This is a genomic window from Novosphingobium sp. 63-713 (assembly GCF_001898925.1).
In the GTDB taxonomy this organism is placed as follows: Bacteria; Pseudomonadota; Alphaproteobacteria; order Sphingomonadales; family Sphingomonadaceae; genus Novosphingobium.
In genome coordinates this window covers 201375-223827 of record NZ_MKVS01000048.1, presented here as the reverse complement: position 1 = coordinate 223827, position 22453 = coordinate 201375, and the positions used below count along the sequence as shown (strand labels likewise).

The following is a 22453-nucleotide window of genomic DNA, read 5'->3' as shown; positions in this document are numbered from 1 at the left end:
CCACATGTACTTCCGTCATGGCACTTCTCCTCCATTCTACCGGAGCAGATTAGATCGACTCCGCGGGGATGGAGAGCCGTCCACGACATCACTTGCGGACAATCGGATCGGCTGCAATCATCTTTGGATGAAACGGATCGCATTTCTCGTCACCTATGCCGTAGTGCTCACGATAAGCTACTGGATCTTCTATCTGAACCTTGATTGGCGGTCCGATCAAACGAAAGTTCCGACGGCATTGATGCTGTTTGTGGTATTCGCGCTTGCCTCGCTTATCGTTCTGATTGCTCGCGGTTTATGGTGGCTCCCTGGGGCGCTGATGCTGATTGGTTTCACGGTTATCCCATTGGCTCTGCAGTTTTCCTTCAAAGCTGATTACATAGTGTGGGTCGTCGCGCTTGCCGTGTGTGCATCCATGATCGGTTGGTTTGCTCGTTTAAGGCAGAGTGGCAGCTAACCATCATATTCCGACGATAAGCGCCGTTCCGGACACGACACGATTGCGGACGTTTGAGTTTGGCGGCAAACATACACCATGCTGAGGAAATCCATCGCGGTCATAATATATGTTCTTGGCGGCGTGTTAGCAGCCTTTGTCGCAATGTTTTTAGTGGTGGGATGGGGCGAGTGGCATTGTGGCATTAATGACTTTAATGTCGGCATAGGAAGTGTAGCCGCAGGATCTCTTCTTACTGCAGCAAACTTGCTTTGGCGATCTGTTCAGCCAATTGCCGATCGTCAAAAAATGAGAAACTCATTTATTCCACTTTGGATATTTGGATACATTTTGATGTTTCTTGTTATTGGCATCCCAGTTTGTCCATTTCCATCTCGATGAGGTTGTCCGCTCCCCCTAACCTTTCCGCCCATGACCTATCCCGGAGGCATAAGGCATAGCTGCCAGTGGGTTAGATTTGTCGAGGAGGGTAGCTATCGGCCCCTTAGGCAGGAAAAATGCCTTTCCGGTGCCGACAACATTTCCGCCATTCATTCATTTCTCAATCAAGAGCATGGGTTCTGATTTTTGTGGAAGCGTGGGCGCCAATGAAGGGTTGCTCGGATACTTTACGCCATTGAAGCGCAAGCGGACCATGTGCGCAGGAATCCCGCCGCCGCCAACCTTAACGGCAATGTCGGACCATCCCTTCGTGCTTTCTGGCAGGACTCCGACAGGAAGCCGAGTCACCGTCGAGCGCATAACGACACGAAACTTTTGAGATTGCTTTTCCACGATAAAAAGGGTGCAGCCGCCGCTTCCACACCATTCGGGAGTATTGGCATATAGGAACTGTTCCGGGCGACCATCTCCGTTCAGGTCGTGCTCCGTCCAGTCGTAATTCTCAAGGTAAAGGGTGGACCTTGCATATTCTCGCAGCGCGGCATCCTGTCCGGCAATAACAGGTGAAGCGGAAGCAAGGGTGGCGATGGCGGGCAATAGCAGAGCTTTGATCATGCTAAAAATGTATCGTTTTTGAGCTGGTTGCCAATAAATTTCCGTGAAGGTGTCGTTTCCGGAACCGCGACTCTTGGCGCAATGATCAAAGCTGGCTTTTGAATGTCCGCTCCCCCTAACGTTCCTGCCGCCTCGAACTGTTCGCGGTAAGGACCGAAAGCCGCCGGTTGTTCATACTCCCGGCAAGCCACCAAGCTGGGTCTGAAGATCATGGCGTAATTCCAAGGGCGATCGCTTTCACTGGCGGGACCGCGCGAGGTCTACAAGCGCCCTCAATCCCATCAGCCGGTTGCGCTGGCCGGTCGGCGGCGCGCGCCCGTCGCCGCGCCTCTTCGCGCGCCATGCCTCCTGCCGAAACGCCCTCGCCCCCACGCCTCGCTTTCGCCTTTTTCATCGGAAAATGTGCATAATGGGCGGCAGCCATACGGCCGGAAATGCCCGAAATCCGCACATTTCGATGTGATGGCCGGTGCGGGCCATCCGTGCGTTTCTGTGCGCAAAACCTCTCCGCATCGGTAACGCCCGCCGCTCTGGCGCAAACTTTGCCCGCTTCCCCTCTGGGAAGCTCAGGAGCGGCTATGCCGCTCCGTTCAACGGTGCCGCAAGCACCGCCGCAGGGGCCTAATTTGACCTGTCCGCGCGCGCTTTATCGTCCAATGACGCATGATGCAGCCCTGAGCTGCATCATTCCTTTTCTCCCTTAGATTCTAGGGCGGGGTACTCCCCAGTGACTGAACTCGCAGTCTGGGCCTCAAAGTGGGCGCCGAGGCGGTCGAGTTCACGCGCCAGTCTGGGATCATCGGGCAGGAGAATGCTGCCCAGGCGCGAGGTGGGGGCGGCCAACGCTTCGGCGCGCTCTTGCGCCTCGCGTTCCTTGGCCTCGCGGATCTCCTGCGCCCGCTTGTGCCCGCCGACGAGTTGCTGAAAGCGCTGGCGCACCTTGTCTCTCAGCGCGACGGCGAAGGCATAGGCGTTGCTGATCTGCTGGCGTTGCGGGCCTTCGGTCGGGGCCATGCCGGTTTTGCGTGTGCGGCGGACCTTTTGCAGGAAGCCATGGTCCTGCAACGCATCGATCGCGCGCACCACCGTGGCGCGGGCCAGCTTGGCCTTGGCGCAGATCGTGTCGAGCGCGGGATCACATCGGCCCGAGGTGAAATCGACCAGCGAGAGCAGGATCTCGAGCACCCAAAGGCCATTGCTGCCCAACGGGCCTTCCCGTTCGCCCTTGCGCTTGTGCAGCGTGTTATATTCGCGCGCGACCTGGAGCAGTTTGTCGCGCCAGCGCAGCGCGTCGGCGGTACGCCCGCCGCAAATGGGGCGGAAGATCCGCGCGCGCCGGTCGTTTTCGTCATAGCTCTCGCGGCGCACGCGATCACTGATCCGCCCGCCTTTTTCCAGCGCCTTGACCTGCCAGCCTACCAGGTCGCCGATGGCATAGCCGCTCATGCGCGGGGTCCAAATCGGCCGGAAAACGGTTCGCCATTTTTCCCGGAAACCCGCAGAAATGCGTCAGGGCGATTTGGGCAATTTGCCGGATTAAGCGATTGATTAAATGGGATGACAGGGGAACAGCTGGGCTCACCACCAATCCCTTGATTTTGAAACTGGCTTGATCTTCCCCTTCCGGGGAGCGCCATGTCATGCCCGGCGGGTGTATCGGCCACCTATCGCACAAAAAAAGCCGGGGCAGGTCCAAACCCACCCCGGCTTTCCTATGGCTTTAACGCCCGATCTCAGCGCAGGCTGAGCGAGACGCCGAAGATGCGCGGTTCGTTGTAAACGCCCGCCATATAGTTTTCGATCACACCGATCAGATTGTGCTTGTTGAGCAGATTGCGGGCAAAGGCCGCGATCTCGTAATGCGGCGTGGCATAGCCGATGCGCGCGCCCAGTTCATTGTTGCCGTTGGCGGTAAATTCCGCCGAACGGTAAAGCACAAAGCTGGTCTTGCCCTGAATGTTCCAATCGCCGGCCACATAGAGCTTGCGGTCGGCGGCCACCGGCACGTCATAGCGGGCCGAGAGGTTCAGGTTATAGGTCGGCGCATTGGGCAGCGGATTGCCGTTGATCGGCACGAAATAGGATGTGCCGGTGCCGGTGCCCTTGGTGAAGCCGCCGGTGTTGTACACGGTGCAGACCTGCACCCCGTTCAGCCCGCAGGTCTGGGCATAGACGTTGCTGTCCTTGATTTCGGTATGCAGCAGCGACAGGCCCGAGCTGAGCGTCAGGTTGCCCGCCTTCAGGCTCAGATCGGCCTCGCCGCCATAGCCCACCGCCTTGTTGGCGTTGAACAGCACGCCGTTGCCGTTGCTGTCATTGCCGTTGAGCTGGATGTTGTTGACGGTGTAGTAGAAGCCGGTGAGGTTGAAGTGCAGCGCGCCGCCAAGGGCGGTGGTCTTGATGCCCGCTTCCCAGCTGGTGTTGGTTTCGCTGCCGGCGGTGGTGAAATCGCTGTTGAACACGGCCGAGCGGCCCTGAATCGTGGGGCCGCGGAAACCGCGCGCCACGCGGGCGTAAAGGTTCACATCATCGCTGGCCTTATACAGCAGGCTCAGATCCCAGCTCGGCTGGGTGTCGGCCAGACGGACATAGGTGCGGCCCGTATAGGTCGAGACGCCCGCGGCCGTATTGGCGGTTTTCAGCAGCGCGGTCTTCTTCGTGTCATTGGTCACGCGGATGCCGCCCGTCACCGTCAGGCGGTCGTCCAGCTTGTACGAAGCCTGACCGAACACGCCCCAGCTGGTGTTGATATTGTGCAGCAGCACCCAGTTGTTCGGGTTATAGGCCGCCGTGTTCAGGAAATAGCCGCGCTGGTCAAATTCGGTGTCATCACGCGCATCGAAATAGATGCCGCCCACCTGCCATTTGAAGCGCGCATTGTCCTTGCTGGCCAGGCGCACTTCCTGCGTCCACTGATCAAGCCCGCGCAGGCGGCCCTGCGACTGGCCATAGCCGTTGGGCGCGCCATTGACGGGGAAATTGGCCGCCGCGCCGCCATCGGTATCGCCGCGCGACCAGCCATCGGCGCCCTGATAGGACGTGATCGAGGTCAGCGACACATTCCCGTAATCGTGGCGCACGCGCAGCGTCTGGCCATAGGTGGAATAGTTCTGCGGGTTGTTCTGCGCCTCGTCATAGGCAACCTGCTTCTGGTTCCATCCCGCCACGGTCTTGTTGCTGCCCTTGGCCAGCGAGCCGCGATAGAACAGGGTCGAGGTGCCCTGATAGAGGCGGTAATTGGTGGTCAGGTTGATGCTGGTGTCGGAATCGGGGTCGAATTGCAGCTGGAAGCGGGTGTCGCTTTCGGTAAAGCGGCCCATCGTCTTGCCGCCGCCCACGGTGCCGTCGGCGCTGGGGCCGGTGTAGGTGTTGGTCACCCAATTGTCGCGGTGCTGATAGAGCGAGGAGAGGCGGAAGGAGACCGTGCCGTCCTTGGCGATCGGGCCCGACACGGCGCTCTCGATGCTCTGCGTGTTATAGCTGCCCCAGCTGGCGTCGACATGGCTGGTCCAGTTCTTGGTCGGCTTGGCATTGTCGAACTTGATGATGCCCGCCGTGGTGTTGCGGCCAAAGAGCGAACCCTGCGGCCCGCGCAGCACTTCGACCTGGGCCACGTCATAGGCCGGGTTCGACTTGAGCACGACATGCTCAAGCACGACATCGTCCTGAATGATCGAGACCGGCTGGCTGGCGCCGAGGTAGAAGTCCACGTTGCCAAGGCCGCGGATATAGAAGCGGGGGAAGATGCGCCCGGTGGTCGATTCCACATAGAGGCTGGGCACTTTGCCCGACAGGCTGAGCAGCGAATCGGCGCCGCCCGCGCGCGGCGCGGCCAGATCGTCGCTGCGCAGCACGGCCACGCTGATCGGCACATTCTGGAGGTTTTCGCTGCGGCGCTGGGCGGTCACGGTGATGACATTGGGGTCATTGGCGCCCTCGGTCGTCTCGGCGGCCTGCGCATGGGCGGGGGCCAGCGCGATCAGCCCGGCCAGAGCCAGAGCCCGGCGCGAGATCACGCCTTTATGAAGCGAAGTTTTCATGGATTGCTCCCTCAACAAATTCGAAAACCGATACGGCGTCGGGCTGTGTCGCACCGGCGCGTTTCAATGAAATGGCACAATCGCGGCTGCGGCCGCTCCGCCATTGCGGATGCAGACTTGGCCTGGGATTATGACATTCCCGTCGCGCGTTAGGAGCATTCCACGCATTTTCCCCGTTATTTCGCCGCAACGCCGTCGCTTTGCTGCAACAGCGTATCATTTGTGCAACGGAGCAAGGGCTTGCAAAGGTTAATGCATTGGTCCGATGTGTGCCTATCCGCGTCCGGGATGGGTCTGCACATTCTGCCCTGTCACCGCATCGGGCCATGGGCCTTGCCAGCAGGAAGCGGGGTCATGAGGGCGGTGCAAAATGGCGCCTTGTTCACCACCGGGCCTGATCGCGGCGGGAAAACGCGCCAGCGGCGCAACATAGGTGGCAGCGCCGGAGGGCACCACGCCGTAATAGCCGCAGACCACTTCCGGCGCCCGTGGCCATGCGATGGCGCGGGCGATCTCGCCTATCGGTGTGGCCAATCCGATGGTTAATGCGCAAAGGGCGACCAGCCTTGCCGCCCCCTTGGCAGGCTGAACCAGGATTTCCGCGATCAGCACCGCCAGAATGGCCAGTGCCGGAATGCTGGCGCGCATGGCGAAATCCATGCCGCCGCCCACCCGGCCAAAGGGGATCAGCAAAAGCGAGGCGACCACGATCCATGCTGTCGCCGCGCCATAGGCCCCGGACGAGGGCCGCAGCCGCAGAGCCAGCAGATAGGCGCCAATCTCCAGCAGGATGAAGATCGGATAGGAATGCAAGGGCAGGGGCGTGGCCGAAGCGCCGACCGAATCGCCCGCCACCACCAGATAGGCCAGCCCCGGCAGCGCGGCCCCCGCCGCAGATGCCGCCCAAAGGATATCGCGCGACAACAACGACCGGCCGCAGGCATGAAGCGCAAAGGGCACGCAGCCGATCGCCGCCAATGGCGAAAGCAGCGGCAGAAACGGCATCATCACCGCAAGCAGCAGGCGCGGCGCCTTGCCCCGTCGCCATGCCAGATAGGCCGCCGCAAAGATCCAGCCCGCCAGCCCATGCTGCGGCACCCAGAACATTTGCGTGACTGGGGCGCTGAACTGAAACCCGGCCCATTGCTCCAGATGCAGGGTCAGGGGCTGGCCCGCCAACGCCTGACCGACGATGTCCATGCCGCTGAAACCCAGAAACACCCCAAGCGCGACAGCCTTGGCCCGCCCGCCCTCGAACAGTGTCGATCCGGCCGCCAGCACCAGCGTCAGCAACAGGCTGTTTTGCGCCCACAAGGCCCATTCGGCGGCGCGGACATTGCCCGTCAGCGCAGGCCCCAGATACATGCCCAGCGGAGCACGCAGCACCATCGGCCCGCCCGCGACATCATAGGCAAAGGGCCATGGGTTCACCGTCAGATCGCGCAGCACCGCCAGTCGCACCTGCCAGTCGGTGTTGGCATAGGTCAGCCGCCCTTCGCCCCCCAACAGCAGCACCGCCATGGCCACCGCCGCGCAGACCGCCAGTTCGCGCCATGCAACATATCCGCTCCAGCCCGGTGCGCGCGCCACGCCCACTATGGCAGCCAGCCCCAGCGCGCTGCCCGCCAGCCACCACCACAACGGCAGCCCCAGAAAGGCCCAAAGACCCACCTGCATCAGGCCGAGCAGCCCCAGCAGGACCAGCATCAGCCAGTGCAGCGACAGTCCGCCATTCCTTTGCGCCAAGACGCCATTCCCATCCATGGGCCCAGCATAAGGGAAGGCTTGCGCAAATTAGGTTAACGCGCCGTCAGGCATGTCGAGGCGCGGAAATTCTCAGGCGACGGCGGATCGCTGGTCGGGATTGAGCCAGGACGCCTGCACATCGGCGCAGCGCAGCAGGAGTTCGCTCAGCGGCAGGGGCTTGCTGAAGAGATAGCCCTGCGCATGTTCGCATCCGGCCTCGGCCAGCGTCTGGCGCTGGGCTTCGGTTTCCACGCCCTCGGCCACGCAGGTCAGGCCGATCGTGTGGCACAGGGTGATGACCGCCGAGGTGATCGTGCTGCCTTCGCTGGTGTCCATCGCGCGCACAAAGCTGCGGTCGATCTTGATCTTGTCGAGCGGCAGGCGTTGCACATAGCCGAGGCTGGAATAGCCGGTGCCGAAATCATCCAGCGCGATGCCCACGCCCAGATCACGAAACGCCTGCAAGGCCTGCGCGGCGGCCTCGGCATTGCGCATCACGGCGGTTTCGGTCACCTCGATCCAGATCCGGCACGGCGCGATGCCCGCCGATGCGATCTCGTCGCGGATAAAGGCCAGCGTGCTGGCCGAGGTGAGGTCGCAGGCCGAGATGTTGAAGGACACGGCCACGCAATCGGGCAATTGCCGCGCGGCCTTCAGTCCCTTTTTGAACACGGCGCGGGTGATCGAATGGATCGCGGTCGAACGTTCGGCAATGGCGATGAATTCCATCGCGGAAATCTCGCCCAGCATCGGGTTCGACCAGCGCGCCAGCACCTCGACGGCGCTCAGCCGCCCGCTGGCCAATTCGACGATGGGTTGGAGCACGATGGACAATTCCTCCTCAAAGGAACTGGCCTGAAGCGCGGCCTCGATGGCGCGGTCGGCGCGCACGGCGGTTTCAAGGCTGGGGGTGAACAGGCAGACCCCGCCGCCATGGACATGTTTGGCATGATAGAGCGCATAATCGGCCCGGTCGAACAGGTCGGACGCCTTTGTCCCGGCATCGGGATATTGCGCCACGCCCAGCGAGCCGCCCACCGAGAGCACGATCTCGCCGATGCGCAGCGGCGCGCGCACCTGCTGCAGCAGGCGCTCGCAGGTGCGCGCGAAGTCATCGACCTGGGTGTCGATCAGCCCGAATTCATCCCCGCCCAGCCGATAGACCTGCACAGACGGCCCGGCGGTGGCCCGCAGGCGCCGCCCTATGGCTTCGAGCAGCCGGTCGCCGACCTGATGGCCATAGGTGTCGTTGATTGGCTTGAATCGATCCAGATCGAGCACGCCCACCGCAAAGGACGGCCCGGTGGACTGCTGCGTCCAGGCGTCCAGATCGGCATAGAACTGGCGCCGGTTGGGCAGGCCGGTCAGGCTGTCGGTCATCGCCAGCTTGCGGTTTTCCTCGTTCAGCCGCTGCAGTTCGTGATGCTGGGTCGAAAGCAGGCAGCCGGCTTCCACCTGTCTGCGGAAATGTTCGAAACTGTTGAACAGCACCCGCAACAGCACCCCCAGCACCAGCGTGACATTGATCCCGATGGTGGCAAAGGTCAGCAGGCGCTTGCTGAAGCAGAAGATGATGAAGGCCGGGAGCACCGATATCGCCACCAGCAGCGCCGCTTGGGGCAGGACCACCAGACAGAAGATGCAGCCGATCACCGTGGTGGAAATGTAAAGCGCGACATGCGCCTGTTCAAACGGCCCGCCATAGGGGGCCAGCGACAGCGACCACCCCGCATAGGCCGCCGCAATCGGCGCCGCCACCATGGTGACCAGACGCAGTTGACGCTTGGCCGACGCAGGGCTGGGCAGCCCGCTGCGCGAGGTGCGCAGCCAGTGGACCATGCGGATCAGCGTGATCGGGAAAAGCACGGCGGGCGCGATGAATGTCAGCGACAGGGGGGCCTGCGCGCGATGGGTGATGGCCACGGCCAACGAGTTGATCAGCAACAGACCATAGAGCAGCGGAACCTGCCTTTGCAGATACGCTGCCTGATAGACCGCCAGGTCCGGATCGGTTCCGATATCTGCAAACCACCGGATCAGACGCGATAGCAGCAAGCGTCCTCTCCTTTTCGTGCGCGCCAGCCAGATCGTCAGCATTATGGGCCGCCATTGGTGAAAAGGCCTCTAGCGACGGCCTAGGTTGGATCGCGGATGATATTGGAGAGAAAAGAGTAATATGTCCAGCAAGGGCGCCGACCCGGAAAAGTAAAACCCCCGCGCCGTGGCCGGAGCGGGGGTTTCACCTTGGCTTTCGCCGGATCAGGGCCTCAACCGGCCCGACGCGGTGGCTGCATCAATATTTCACGCGGACATCGACCATGAACGAGCGCGGAGGCAGGAAGCTGAACTGGTCGGCGCCGGCATAATAGGTCTTGCCGCCCACCAGCGTGGTGCCGCCATTGGCGATGGCTGTGATCGCGCGGCTGTTGAACACGTTCGACACGGTGGCGCCGATGCGGAAGTGCTCGCCGATATCCTGGCTGATCGCGAATTCCCCGGTCGAATAGGGGCTGATGCGATAGAGACGGATGCCGTCCGTGGTGGTGTATTGCGTGACCGTGGTGGGAACGCCGTTCACCGACTGCTTCACGGTGAAGAGTTCGGTGGCATATTGCGGGCCGGTGAACTTCTGGCTGAAGGACACGCGCAGGCCCTTGCGTTTGTAGATGAAACCGGCGGCCGCCGTGCTGAAGGGCGCCTTGGCGATCTGGGCGCTGGTGGTGCCGGAATGGGCATAGTTATACGAGCCGTTGCCGAACACGGTCAGGCCCTCGATCGGCATATAGGCGATCTGGCCCTCGACGCCCTTGTAATGGACGGTGCCGATGTTGACCAGCGTACCGGAAAAGGCGGTGGTGTCGGTGGCGCTGGCGATCTTGTTGTTCACATTGATGATATAGCCATCAAGATCAACCGAGACCTTGCGGCCATGCCAGACCGTGCCGACCTGATAATTGGTGCTGGTCTGGGGCTTGACGGCGGCGGCGGCGGTGGCCGACTGGGCGGCGGTGGTCGCGTCAAACGAAGGCGTATAGAAGCTCGACAGGTCGGGCACATACATGCCCTGCGCATACTGGCCATAGAAGGACCAGTTGGTCTTGGGCTGCCAGTTGATCGTGCCGAAGGGCAGCGCCTTGGTCCAGGTGGCCGAGGAGTTGGCGGGCGAACGATAGCTGTCGGCGTTGACCAGCGCATTCACGCCGCGCTTGAAGTTCACATATTTCACGCCGGGCGTGATCGCCAGATTGCTGACCGGGCGCAGTTCCAGTTCGCCGAACAGCTGGAACTGGTCCCAGCTCGAATTCTGCTCATACTTGATGTTGGCCAGAGCCGTTGAGGGATAGCCCGCCGTGCTGGCCGCGCCGCTGTAGAACTTCTGGTCATAGCTGGGCAGGCCGGTGGTCCAGCTGAAATCCCAGGTGTGGCGCCAGGTGTTGGCGTGTTCATACCATCCGCCGATCTTGGCCTTGCCGAAACCGAAGGCGTAATCCGCCTGACCGATATAACCGATTACGCGATACTTGTTCAGCTTGTTGTAGCCGGGCATCTGGCTGGGGTCGGTGATGGCCTTGTATGGCGAGGCGGCCGTGCCCGCGCCCGAAAAACCGGTGACGACCGTGCTGGTGTTTCCGCTCATCGTGTTGTTGGTATAGCCATACATATAAACGCGGTTGTCGAGGCTGAGGTTGCTCGACAGATCGCTCTGCAGGCGCAGATAGGAGAAGTCGGTGGTCTTGTCGGTGCGGTTGTACTTCCAATAGTCCTGACGCGTCGGATCATTGCTCAGGCCATAGTTCAGGCCGTACATGCCGATGTTCGAGGTGGCCGTGCAATTGGTGGCCTTGAGCGTGACATTGCCCGGCTGCATTGCGCCGCAGGTCGTGCCCTTCAGCACGTCGGACTGATAATAGTAGTTGCGGTTCCACGTCGAGAGGATGGTCAGCTTGCTCGACGTGCCGATCGGGATCACGCCCTTGAAGAACAGGTTCTTCGACATCACCGGCGAATAGGTGAGCGCGCCGTCCGACTTCAGATACTGGCCTGAAAGCGTGAACTTGGCGCCGTTCCACTTGTCGATCTTGCCGGTCTGCACCTCGGCGCGGCCGATAAAGCTGTTCCAGTTGCCCAGCAGCGCCTCGCCCATCACGCCCTGCTTGTCGGAAACGGCGCGCGAATACATGTTGATGTTGCCGCCATAGGTGGCCTGGCCCAACTGGCTGGCATTGCCCGGGCCGCGATCGACCACGATGGTTTCAATCGTCGTGGTGGGAAAGAACGAGGTCGAGTGGTGGGTGGGGTTGTTAGTGTCGGCAAAGGGGATGCTGTCATAGGTGACGTTATATTCGCCATCCTGAAAACCGCGGATCGTCGCCTTGGTTTCGGAGAAGCCCTGACCGTTGCCGGTACCCGAAATCGACACGCCCGGCGTCAGCGCGATCAGCTCGTTAAAGTCTGAGGCGGCATTGGCATTGTCGATGAATTCGCGGCTGATCGCAGCCTGCGGCTGGGTGGTGGTCAGCGAGGCGGTCAGCGGGGCGGCCTCGGCGGTGCGCGATCCGGTGACGATGATGTCCGAGGTGGTCAGCGACTGGCGGTCATTGGCCTGCCCGGCCTGATTGGCGGAGGTGGACTGGTCATCGGCGGTCCCGGCGGCGGCGGGCACGTCGGCCGGCACTTCGGCGGCTGCGGCATAGCCGATATTGGCGATCAGGCAGACGGCAAGCGCGGTGCTGGTCGCCAGCAGCGTCTGGATGGAATGTTTGCTCATGTTACGGCCCCTTGAACGATATGATCTCTATTCCGGCGGCGGGCTCACAGACCGGACAGGCAGCCGCCATCGCCGCCCGAAGCGGGACGGGCGCGAGGGAGGATGATCCATGCTGTCGTTTTGCCCGATCCTTGAACCCACCGGACACGAGCGGCGGTTAGGTGCGAGCGATGACGGATATGTGACGAAGCAACGGGGCAGGCCCGCAAAGCGGGCAAGATTGCAAATTTAGAATGTTGTCACGCCCGCGACCAACAGCGGAAAATGCAACCGTACCGCCAGCCCCGGCCCATTGTCGGCCAGTTCGAGCGATCCGTCGTGAAAACGCATGATGGCGTCGGCAATCGCCAGCCCCAGCCCGCTGCCCGGCCGATTCGAGGCCGCACCCCGTTCAAAGGGCTGCATGACCCGGTCGCGCTGGGCCTCGGCGATGCCGGGGCCATTGTCGGCGATGGTGATGATCGCCTCGTCTCCGGCAAGGCCGAGGCTGATGGTGGCGCAGGTCTGCGCGGGTGTGTGAAGCGCCACATTGTCGAGCAGATTGACCAGCAATTGATGCACCAGCCCAACGTCGCCCCGGATCGTGGCGGGAAACAGCGCGCCGATCTCCAGCCTGCTGCCCGCATCCGCAATCACTGGCTCCATGGTTTCGGCCACATCCTCGATGATCGGGGCCAAGGGCAGCGGGGCCATGGCGGTGGGATGGCGCCCGGCCTCGATTTCGGACAGGCGCAGCAGCGCATCGAAAATGGCGATGATCGAGCGGCATTCACGCTCCGCCCGCTCCAGCAATTGCCGCCCGGCGGCGTCCGTATGCTCCCTGTCGGCCTGCAACAGGGCGCGCAGGCGCGTCAGCGGCGTGCGCAGGTCATGGGCCAGATGGCTGGCGAACTGGCGCTGGCTGTGGACCATATCGGCCATGCGTTCGATCATCCGGTTGAGCCCAGCCACCTGTTGCGCAAACACGCCGTCCAGCCCGGCATCGGGAATGCGCTGGCCGAGGTCTCCGCGCGCCAGCGCATCGGCGGCGGCCATCGTGCGGGCCAATCGCTGGGCGATCAGCGCGGAAAACAGCCATGCTGCCCCGCTGCCCACGACGATGCTGATGATGACCAGAATGAGCGCGGTGCGCGGCAGCATGGCGTGGATATTTTCCACCGCCTCGGAATGTTCGATGATGACCAGCCGCGCGCCGTCGGGCAGGCGCGCGGTCAGCGCATGGCCCTCGCGCCAATCGGGGCGGCCATCGCGGAAGCGCACATCGGTAAAGCCCGGCAGGGGCAGAGACAGCGGCGGGGCCATCTCGATCCGGCCCCAGATCGCGCGGCCATCGGGGGCCAGCAGCATATGCCCCTTGTCGCTGATCACGCGCCCGCCGGTCAGGGCATTGAGGCGGCGGGCGATGCTGGCGGTGTCCTGCGGCGCGCCGGGCACCAGAATGCGCGCCTGTTCGCGGCGCAGCGAGGTTTCGACCTCATCGTCGATCTGCGCGCGCGCCTGCCAGTAGAGCAGCGCGCCGGCCCCCGCCATCGCCAGCGCAAAGGCCAGCCCGAATTGCCCTGCCAGTCGCCCGATGCGCGGCTGGGCCAGAAAGGTCAGGCCCCGCATTTGGCCGAACGCAGAACATAGCCTTCGCCGCGCAGCGTTTCGACCGCATCGCAGCCCAGCGCCTGAAGCCGCCCGCGCAGGCGCGACAGGTTGCTTTCCACGATATTGGTGGCCGGATCAAAGGCATAGCCCCAGACATTTTCCAGCAGCATCGCCCGCGTCACCACCCGGTCGGCATGGCGCATCAGATAGGCCAGCATCGAAAACTGCTTGCGGTTGAGATCAATGCCCGCATCGCCCAGAAAGGCCCGGTGCGCGGCATTGTCCAGCCGCAGACGCCCCACGGCCAGATCATCGCCCTTGCGCTGGTTGCGCCGACAGATCGCGGCAAGGCGCGCCTCCAGTTCGGCATCGTCAAAGGGCTTGGTCAGATAATCGTCGGCCCCCGCTTTCAGCCCTTCGACCCGGTCCTGCACCGAGCCGAGCGCGGAAAGCATCAGCACCGGTGTGTTGCACCCCGATGCGCGCCATTGCGACAGGATCTCTATCCCGCCGATATCGGGCAGCATCCGGTCCAGAATGATCGCGCCCACCGCGCCTTCGCGTTCGAGCGCCAGCGCCTCGCGCCCGGTCAGCGCGTGGAGCGAGGGGTGACCCCATGCCGCCAGACTGCGGCAGATCACCCCCGCAATGATCGGATCATCCTCGACAACAAGAACAGGTTTTTGAGTCATGGCCCCTGATGCGACGGTTTTGTGACATTTTCGCGGATGCGCATGGACGCGTGGGATGCAGGCGCGCATTTTCTTTGCCCATGCCGCGCGGCGGCGATCCGCGCTTTTGCTTGCCAAGGGGCAGATTTCCTGTTGAGTTGGCGTGTGGGGCAGGGTGGGAAAAGCCATGCAGAGGGTTAGGAACATCAAGGAACTGGCCGAACTGGCCGGGGTTTCGGCCGGTACGGTATCGCGCGCGCTGGCAGGCTCTGAACTGATCAGCCAGGCCACGCGCGAGCGGATTCAGGCATTGGCGCGCGAATATGGCTTTCGCCCCAATGTGATGGCGCGCAACCTGCGCATCCAGAAGACCGGGGCGATCGGCGTGCTGATCCCGCTGGGCCATGAGGCGGGACAGCCGATTTCCGATCCTTTCTTCATCACCATGCTGGCGATGCTGGCCGATAAACTGACCGAGCGGGGCTATGATCTGCTGCTCAGCCGGGTGATTCCGCAGGATACCGGCTGGCTGGAAAGGGTGGCGACATCGGGGCGGGTCGATGGGCTGATCGTGCTGGGCCAATCGGATCAGGCCGCGACCCTTGACGAGGTGGCGCGCGATTATCGCGCGCTGGTGGTCTGGGGCGGGCATAAGGAAGGGCAGGTCCATTGCAGCGTCGGCAGCGACAACTATCTGGGCGGGCAGATGGCGGCGCGGCATCTGATTGCGCATGGGTGTCGTAAGATCGCCTTTTTCGGCGATCCGCGCGCGCTGGAAATAACCCAGCGACTGGACGGTGTGCAAGCTGCGCTGGCGCAGGCCGGGCTGGATCAGGCCGACGTGGTCCCAGCCCATCTGGTGGCCGAATTGGCCTATGCCGATATTGCCCGTTATCTGGGCGATGCTTCGCACCGACCCGACGGGATCGTGGCCGCCTCCGACGTGATCGCGATGACGACGCTGCGCGGGCTCGCCGAAGTGGGCCTCTCGGTGCCCGGCGACGTGCGCGTGGTGGGCTATGACAACCTGCCGCTCTCCGAACATACCGTGCCCAGCCTGACCACCATCAGCCAGGATCTGGTTGCCGGGGCAGAGCATCTGGTCGACATGCTGATGCGCCGCATCGCGGGCGAGGAGACGCAGAGCGTGGTGATGGAGCCGGAACTGGTGGAGCGGATGTCGGCTTGAGGGGGTTTATGCCTCCGGCGGGCAAAGGGCGGGGGCCCTTTGCAATCCCATTAATGGGGGGCGGGGTTGGGTTTCGGGCGGGGTTTTAAAGCCTGCGGCGCGGCGAGGTGCTGTTTAAATCGCCGCAGGCTTTCATTTTCAACCTTGCGCATATCAGCTATGCCTGAACCCATAGCGCAACATAGACAGTAACGGGATTGCAAAGGGACCAGTCCCTTTGCCCGCCGGAGGCACCTCCAAAAAAACCAAACCTGCGATCAACAAGTCGCCGTCTTGGTCCCCGACAACCCCGCCGTCAGATTGCGTGAATCGCGGATGAGGAAGGCCGCTTCTTGACGCAAAGTCATCGGCTTGACGAACATCGATCCGAACAGGCCGGATTGCTGGTAATAGACCTCGACGAACATTACGGCCATGCCGCTGGCGGCTGTCACCTGGTTGCCGGTTGGGCCCATGCCGGTCACCACCGCACTTTCGGCGCCATAGGCAGATGCGGCGGTCATGCTGCCGGTGCAGCGTTGCCAGTGGATATATTGCTTGCCGGTGCTCGAATTGAGTTCGAGGCTGGAGATGATGACCTTGCCTTTGGTGCTCAGGTTGATGCTCTTGCCTTCCTGCACCGCGCCGGTCAGCACCGAATTGACCTCGGTTTCGGTCACGGTCGGGCTGACGCTCGACGTGCTGCTCTGTTCAAGGCGCGAGGCATTGTCGGCGGTGGACATGGCGATCTGGTTTACCTGGAGGCTCGTGATGGTCATGTTCGCCATCTCGATGCCATAGAGGCCGATGACCAGCAGCACGGGCATGGTGGCGCCCAGCTCGATGATCGAGACGCCCGAGCAATCGCGGCGCAGGCGGCGCAGGAGGGCGCACCATTTCATGTGCAGGTCCTTGTGGCCGAACCATAGGCGACCTGCGCGGCCCAGGGCTGGTTGCGGCGCACCGCCGTGGCGTTCAGCGTGACCTTGCCCCACATGCTTTTCATGAAAGGGACGCTGAACATCGGCGTATAGCTGGCCGTGGCGGTATAGACGATGATGTCGCCCGCTGCGCCATTGCCCGCTGCGCCAATGTCCGAATTCCACGATCCGTCGCCGTTCTCGTCCGTATAGGGCTCGCCATTGTCACAGCGGCCGTTGGCATTGGAATCGGTCCATTTTTCCGCGCGGCCGATGTCGGTGAAATCATAATAGGACTTGCGGGTCGAGGTGACCGTCACCCCGGGCAGCGCCGGGGCCAGGACCTTGGCCACGTTCTGGTCCAGCGTGGTGGTGTTGGCGTTTTCCAGCGTGGCATCGCGCGCGGCCTGACGCACCGCGCCATTGAGCAGCGCGCGGCCATAGAACATCTGGCCGAAATAGCCGATGCCCATCATCATCACCAACAGGATCGGCAGGACGAAGGCATATTCCACCGCCGTGGCCCCGCGCCGGTCGCGCCAGAGATGGGCAAGCCGCCGTGTCATCAACTGGCCACCCGCAAGGCGCTGGCGGTCTTGGCGATCTGCTGAAACGCGCTGTTGAGTTCGCTGGCGCTGTTGGCGGTAAAGCCGCTGTCGGGCGAGGCGCAATAGGATAGGTCGCTCGATAGGCTGGTGGAGTAGCCGATCACCCAGATGCGCACCCCGCGTCCCTTGATCGCATCGCACAGCGCGCGGAAACGGGCGATATGGCGGTTGTCATCATTGCTGTAACCATCGTCGGTGATGCGACGGTCATGGTATTCGATCCCATAGGCCTGCTGGATCGAATAGTTCGCATTGGGTTCGCCGTCGGTCATATAGATGATGTGGCGCGTGACATTGCCGCCGTTGGTGGGCACTTCGGTCACATTGCTGGCAAAGATCCCGGTCGCCGAAATCAGCCGCGCGCCCCACAGCATGCCGATGTCGTGATAGGTGCTGCCCGCCGGGGTCAGTGAGTTGACGTAATTGGTGAAATCGGTCTGGGTCATCGTTGCGAGCGTGCGCGCCGCCGCCGGGCAATAGGAATAGGCTTGCGACCCCGATGTGCTCAGAATGGAACTGCTGCTGCTGGTGCCGCGATAATAGGCCACATCGGGCCACATCGGCGCCCATTTGGTGGCATCATCGCTGGTGGGCGCCATGTCTATGTTGAGGTCGGTGGCACTGGTGGGTGAAATGCGGTCGGTCAGCGAACTGTAGGTAAAGGTCGGGTCCGAGACAGTATAGCGCTCCTCGATGCAGCCATCCCACGAGGATGTCAGCGATGTGCCGTTCGAGCCGGTATTGGTGGTGGCGTTGGCAAAGGTCTTGAACGTGCTGACATCCATATTGACCAGCATATAGTCGAAATGGTCGAAGACGCTGGCGCTGGAAGTGGTCGCCGGGGTGGTGAAGCCGGTGTAGCTGTAGGTCTTGAGCGTCAGATTGGCGTAGTAATAATATTGGTAATAGCTGTCACCCGAACGTGTGCAAGTATATAAAGTCCGCCGCTTGGGCTGGTTGCTGATATTGGCATAATAGGAATAATTGCCCGTGGCCACATAACCGCTGGTTGCGGTGGATGAACCATTGTTGGCCCATGCCGTGGCGGCGGGCAGGGCCGAGAGGCAGGCGCTCTGGCTGCCATAGGCGCTGCTGGAATAGAGGGCGGGCGTGCTGTTGGCGCTGTAGACCTCCTCCGAGGTTTTTATCGTGCGCCCGTTGTAAACGCCGTAATTGACCGTCTCGAACTGTGGCACCCGGCTTTGGACGCCGTAGGTGTTGACCAGATAGGACGGGTTCAGATTGTAGAGCAGGCGCCCGACATTGACCGAGCTGCTGTAGGGCACAAAGCCATAGCGCACGCGGGCATTTGTGCCCGCCGTGGCATTGATGATGGTCGTGTTGAAATTCTTGAGCGCGGTCTGCAGGCCGGTGATCTTGACCGTGCCGTTATAGGAATCCGACATCGACCCAGTGGTGTCCAGCACGAAGACGATATCGGAATTGCCGATGCTCTGCGTCGATCCGCAGGTCAGGCTGACATTATAGGTGTAGCGCCCGAAGAGCGCCATGATCCGCAGCGGTACGGTGGTGCTGGCCGTGCCGTTGACGGTGATGCCGTTATCCGGCGTGGTCAGGGCAAAGGCGGTGCTCTTGGTGCCTTGCTGGGCGTCGGTATAGTTGACGTTGAAATAGGATTTGCCCTGCGCGATCGCGGTGGCGTCCAGCCCATTGGTGGTGACCGCGCGCCGGGCGGCCAGCACACCGGCATCGCACGCGCCCTGAAGCCGGTTCTGTGCGCGATAGACAAGGCTCAGATCCACCGCCCCGCCGATCAGCGCGGTCAGCACGAACATGATCGCGGAGGCCAGCATCAGCACATTGCCGCGCCGGTCATGGGCCAGTCGGCGCAGGAAGGGCTGGGGTTGCAGCATGAAAATCGGGCCTTGTTTCAGCGGACAAGATGCGCACCCGGAAGGACGCCTGATGGTTTCCCCTAGTGGTTAACGCTTAAAGATTCATAAATTATCGGAACTTGGGCGTCGCGAGGCTGTATTGCGGGCCTATTGACGACCCCGGACATGCACCGGTTTTGCAACTGCGGATGCAGGAATCGAGTTTGAGTATGGCCGGAATAGGCGTAAATCGGCGCCACCCCGATTGGCCGCCACCCCGCATATCGTCGGAGTCGGCTTCCTTACATGGAGATCATCATGAAGAACCTGTTGGCTTGGGCTTTTGCCGTGTCGCTGCTGTCTGGCGCGCCTGTGCAGGCGGCCGGGCCGGGTCTGGATTTCCACCTCTTTGAAAATGAATATGTTCGCAATGGCGTGCCCGAGGCCGGCTATGACGCGGTGCGCCGCGCGGTGCCGGTGGGCGCGGATGCGCGCGGCGGCGTGGCGATGCTGCGTCAGGCGGGCGCGCATTGCGGCGCGGTGCGCGGCGATACGGTCGATTGCTTTTACCGTGAACGCATTTCGGTCGACGATGTGGTGGATACTTATGCAACCTGGGACATGCAGCTCAACCTGAGCGGCGACAAGGTGGCCGCCGTTAATGTCGAGCGCAGCGTCGAACAGCGCTGACCCTCTGCCGCAAAGCGGCTTTTAATCCCATAGCGTCTCACGCTGCCGTCAAGGCGCAAGGACAGTAACGGGATTGCAAAGGGACAAGTCCCTTTGCCCGCCGGAGGCATTCAAAAAGCACCCGCCGGATGCATGTTAATGCCGCCCCGCATGTCCTCCCGGACTGGTGAAATCATACACCGCCAGCCCGGAAGGGTCGGTTGGCAATTCCAGCACCTCGCGCTGGGCCAGCGTATGGGCGGCGTCCTCATAGCCGCTGCGCCAATGGTCCTCCATCGTCTGGCGGCTGAATTCATAGTCCTTGTAATCGCCTTCGTAATTGGGCGACTGATAGACCATCTGCACGATATTATAGCGCGCCGGATCGGTGGCCTCCATCAACAGCTTGCCCTCGGCGCTGGCCAGTTGCTCGGGCGTCATCGTTGCGGCCAGCTTGCGAAAGGCGTTGCGCAATTCCTGCCGCTCGCGAAACATGTCGGTGGCGGCGCGGGTGCGGCTGGAATATTGGATTTCCTTCATGCGCGAGGCGACGGCCGCCATGTCGCCGGGCATATGGCCGCGCGCGCTCCACAGATCGACCTGAAACACCAGCGTGTCGAGCCGCGAGTCGGACGACAAAACCCAGTCGAGCGGCGTGTTCGACACCAGCCCGCCGTCCCAGTAATATTCGCCATCGACTTCCACCGCCGGAAAACCGGGCGGCAGCGCGCCCGAGGCGATGATATGTTCGGGCCGGATCGTGCATTGGGCATTGTCGAAATATTTGAAATTGCCGGTGCGCACATTGACCGCGCCCACGCTGAACCGGGTTTGGCGTGCGTTGATGCGGTCGAAATCGACCAGACTTTCCAGCGTCGAATACAGATGGCTGGTGTCATACCAACTGGTCGCCTCGGCGGTCTTGTCGGGCTGGAAAAAGGGTGGGATCAGGCGGGGGCTGAAGAAGCCCGGCGCGCCCTGCATCAACACTTGCCCCGCCGCCATCTGGTTGATCGCGCCGCGCAGATGCGGGTTCACCGCCAGATGCGACAAGCCAAGCGTTGCCAGCCATGGCGCCCATGCGGTTGAGCGGCCCGACACGCCTTCCCAAAAGCGGCGCAATTGGCCCACGCGCGCATGGGGCGCATTGCCCGCGATGATCGCGCTGTTGATTGCGCCGATGGAAATGCCCGCGATCCAGCCCGGCTCGATGTCCCGTTCGGCCAAGGCCTCGTAAACGCCCGCCTGATAGGCCCCCAAGGCGCCCCCGCCTTGCAGCAGCAGCGCCACGGTTTCAAAGGGCGTGCCATTGCCTCTGGCATGGGTGACGGGGGCTTTCCAGCGGCGCATTCGGGGCATGGGCGGGCGGCTCCTTGATGATCGCGCCTTTCAAGGTAGCGGTTAATGGCCGCTATTCAATCCACTCCGCGTAAGGTCAGCGTGGCCAGCGCGGCCAGCATCAGCGTGGCGGCGGCAAAAGCCATGGTCCACACCGGCGCGCCGGGGAAAAACGCGTTCATCACCGTATGCATCACCGTTGCCACCAGCAATTGCGGCACCACGACAAAGACATTGAACAGGCCCATCGACACGCCAAGCTTGGACTGCGGCAGGCTGGAGGCCAGCATCGCATAGGGCATCGCCAGAATAGAAGCCCATGCCAGACCGATGGCCACTTCGCTGACCTGCAACCACGCCGGATCGCGCAGGACCAGATAGGAGCCAAAGCCCGCCGCCCCGGCGATCAGGCTGACCGCATGGGTGCGCGCCTTGCCGATGCGCCGGGCGAGCCATGGCAGCACGATCAGCGCGGCGGGCGCGGCCACGCCATTATAGATCGAGAACAGCCGCCCGACATAATTGGCCGCCGCCTGATAGGCCGGACTGGCCGGGTCGGTGGCGCCGAAATGATATTGGGCGACGATGGGCGTGGTATAGATCCACATGATGAACAGCGCCGACCAACTGAAGAACTGCACCAGCGCGAGGCGCTTCATCAGCGGCGGCATACCGGCAAAATCGCCCACCACGCTGGAGAGCAGAGTGGTGCGCCCCGCGCGCGCCAGCAGGATCGCGGTGGCCAGCGCGACGCCATAGGCGGCCATCAACCCGGCCAGCAGATAAAGCTCCTTGGCCAGCGCCCAATGTGCGACGCAACCCGCCAGTACGCCCCCGGCGCCGATCCACGGCAGCGCCCCAACCGGCGAACGCGCCGCCAACGCAAGGTCGGGGCCGGTGTCGAGGGCGGACTCCTCGCCGAAAGCCTCCATTTGCGCGGGCGAATATTCCTGCGTGTTCAGCACAGTCCACAAGACCGCCGCCAGCAGGATCGCGCCGCCCGCCCAGAAACTGTAGCGCACCGTGTCGGGGATCTGCCCCGTCGGCGCGACATTGGCCACGCCCAGCGCATCGAGCAGCGAGGGAAACAGCGACCCCACCACCGCGCCCGCGCCGATAAAAGCGGTCTGCACCGCATAGCCCGCCGTATGCTGGCTCTTGTCCAGCATATCGCCGACAAAGGCCCGGAACGGTTCCATCGCCACATTCAGACTGGCGTCGAGCAGCCAGAGCAGCATGGCCGCGCCCAGCAACATGCCTTGCAGCGGCATGACCAGCAGCGCCAGACAGGCCAGCACGGCGCCCGCCAGAAAATAGGGCCGCCGCCGTCCCAGCCGCCCCAGCCATGTGCGGTCCGACAGATGCCCGATCACCGGCTGCACCAGCAGGCCCGTCAAAGGCGCGGCGATCCACAACGCGGGCAGATCATCGATCGAGGAGCCAAGCGACTGAAAAACGCGGCTCATATTGGCATTTTGCAGGGCAAAGCCGATCTGGATGCCGAAAAAGCCAAAGCTGACATTGCACAGCCCGGCCCAGCCAAGTTTGGGCTTGCCCGACATGATTTCCCCTTCCGCGTGGTGGTCTGTTTGTTGCGCCCGGCGTTGCATGGACCGGGGCGCGGGGCAATCACGTATACGAATACCT

The 22453-nt window shown here is 62.5% G+C and carries 18 protein-coding genes; 4 read left to right on the top strand and 14 right to left on the bottom strand.

The annotated features are described in order from the left end of the window. Positions 1-127: 127 nt before the first annotated feature. On the top strand, positions 128-457 hold the full coding sequence (locus tag BGP00_RS23355) for a hypothetical protein (RefSeq protein ID WP_292925901.1): 330 nt from the start codon (positions 128-130) through the stop codon (positions 455-457). A gap of 78 nt (positions 458-535) precedes the next feature. After that, the gene (locus BGP00_RS23350; protein WP_292691939.1) at positions 536-838 is read left to right on the top strand and encodes a hypothetical protein; all 303 of its coding nucleotides are present in this window, start codon (positions 536-538) and stop codon (positions 836-838) included. A 153-nt stretch (positions 839-991) separates the two neighbouring features. Here BGP00_RS23350 and BGP00_RS23345 read toward each other — a convergent pair whose 3' ends face one another. From BGP00_RS23345 to BGP00_RS23305, 9 genes are all read right to left on the bottom strand, one after another. Further along, entirely contained in the window at positions 992-1453 is a 462-nt protein-coding gene (locus BGP00_RS23345; RefSeq protein ID WP_292691938.1) for a hypothetical protein, read from the bottom strand. Next, positions 1450-1665 carry a hypothetical protein gene (locus tag BGP00_RS23340; protein ID WP_292691936.1) on the bottom strand — a complete coding sequence of 72 codons (216 nt, stop codon included), beginning with the start codon at positions 1663-1665 and terminating at the stop codon, positions 1450-1452. The genes BGP00_RS23345 and BGP00_RS23340 overlap by 4 nt, the downstream gene beginning before the upstream one ends. 472 nt (positions 1666-2137) lie before the next feature. Beyond that, positions 2138-2899, bottom strand: coding sequence for a hypothetical protein (locus BGP00_RS23335; RefSeq protein ID WP_292691934.1), 762 nt, complete (start codon positions 2897-2899; stop codon positions 2138-2140). A 287-nt stretch (positions 2900-3186) separates the two neighbouring features. Then, complete coding sequence (locus BGP00_RS23330) at positions 3187-5493, bottom strand: TonB-dependent receptor (RefSeq protein WP_292691932.1); 2307 nt, start codon at positions 5491-5493, stop codon at positions 3187-3189. Between the two features lie 273 nt (positions 5494-5766). Next, on the bottom strand, positions 5767-7239 hold the full coding sequence (locus tag BGP00_RS23325) for a hypothetical protein (RefSeq protein ID WP_292923475.1): 1473 nt from the start codon (positions 7237-7239) through the stop codon (positions 5767-5769). Positions 7240-7329: 90 nt separating this feature from the next. Then, positions 7330-9294, bottom strand: a complete 1965-nt coding sequence (locus tag BGP00_RS23320; protein ID WP_292691929.1) for an EAL domain-containing protein — start codon at positions 9292-9294, stop codon at positions 7330-7332. Between the two features lie 238 nt (positions 9295-9532). Continuing rightward, positions 9533-12007 carry a TonB-dependent receptor gene (locus BGP00_RS23315; RefSeq protein ID WP_292691927.1) on the bottom strand — a complete coding sequence of 825 codons (2475 nt, stop codon included), beginning with the start codon at positions 12005-12007 and terminating at the stop codon, positions 9533-9535. A 228-nt stretch (positions 12008-12235) separates the two neighbouring features. After that, positions 12236-13615, bottom strand: a complete 1380-nt coding sequence (locus BGP00_RS23310) for a HAMP domain-containing sensor histidine kinase (RefSeq protein WP_292691925.1) — start codon at positions 13613-13615, stop codon at positions 12236-12238. Continuing rightward, positions 13603-14289 carry a response regulator transcription factor gene (locus BGP00_RS23305; protein WP_292691923.1) on the bottom strand — a complete coding sequence of 229 codons (687 nt, stop codon included), beginning with the start codon at positions 14287-14289 and terminating at the stop codon, positions 13603-13605. Before BGP00_RS23305 ends, BGP00_RS23310 begins: the two co-directional genes overlap by 13 nt. A 166-nt stretch (positions 14290-14455) precedes the next feature. Here BGP00_RS23305 and BGP00_RS23300 point away from each other — a divergent pair, with 166 nt between their 5' ends. Continuing rightward, positions 14456-15457, top strand: a complete 1002-nt coding sequence (locus BGP00_RS23300; RefSeq protein ID WP_292691921.1) for a LacI family DNA-binding transcriptional regulator — start codon at positions 14456-14458, stop codon at positions 15455-15457. Positions 15458-15714: 257 nt separating this feature from the next. Here BGP00_RS23300 and BGP00_RS23295 read toward each other — a convergent pair whose 3' ends face one another. From BGP00_RS23295 to BGP00_RS23285, 3 genes are read right to left on the bottom strand one after another with little or no spacing between them, the layout of a single operon-like run. After that, the gene (locus BGP00_RS23295; RefSeq protein ID WP_292691919.1) at positions 15715-16338 is read right to left on the bottom strand and encodes a pilus assembly protein TadE; all 624 of its coding nucleotides are present in this window, start codon (positions 16336-16338) and stop codon (positions 15715-15717) included. After that, positions 16335-16922, bottom strand: coding sequence for a TadE/TadG family type IV pilus assembly protein (locus tag BGP00_RS23290; RefSeq protein WP_292691918.1), 588 nt, complete (start codon positions 16920-16922; stop codon positions 16335-16337). The genes BGP00_RS23295 and BGP00_RS23290 overlap by 4 nt, the downstream gene beginning before the upstream one ends. Then, entirely contained in the window at positions 16922-18838 is a 1917-nt protein-coding gene (locus tag BGP00_RS23285) for a TadE/TadG family type IV pilus assembly protein (RefSeq protein WP_292691916.1), read from the bottom strand. The genes BGP00_RS23290 and BGP00_RS23285 overlap by 1 nt, the downstream gene beginning before the upstream one ends. Positions 18839-19117: 279 nt before the next feature. Here BGP00_RS23285 and BGP00_RS23280 point away from each other — a divergent pair, with 279 nt between their 5' ends. After that, positions 19118-19489: a hypothetical protein gene (locus BGP00_RS23280; protein ID WP_168602173.1), complete on the top strand. Its 372-nt coding sequence runs from the start codon at positions 19118-19120 to the stop codon at positions 19487-19489. 135 nt (positions 19490-19624) lie between these two features. Here the strand turns inward: BGP00_RS23280 and BGP00_RS23275 are convergent, their stop codons facing one another. After that, positions 19625-20827 carry a patatin-like phospholipase family protein gene (locus BGP00_RS23275; RefSeq protein WP_292691914.1) on the bottom strand — a complete coding sequence of 401 codons (1203 nt, stop codon included), beginning with the start codon at positions 20825-20827 and terminating at the stop codon, positions 19625-19627. Between the two features lie 56 nt (positions 20828-20883). Next, entirely contained in the window at positions 20884-22368 is a 1485-nt protein-coding gene (locus BGP00_RS23270; protein ID WP_292691912.1) for an MFS transporter, read from the bottom strand. Between the last annotated feature and the right edge of the window lie 85 nt (positions 22369-22453).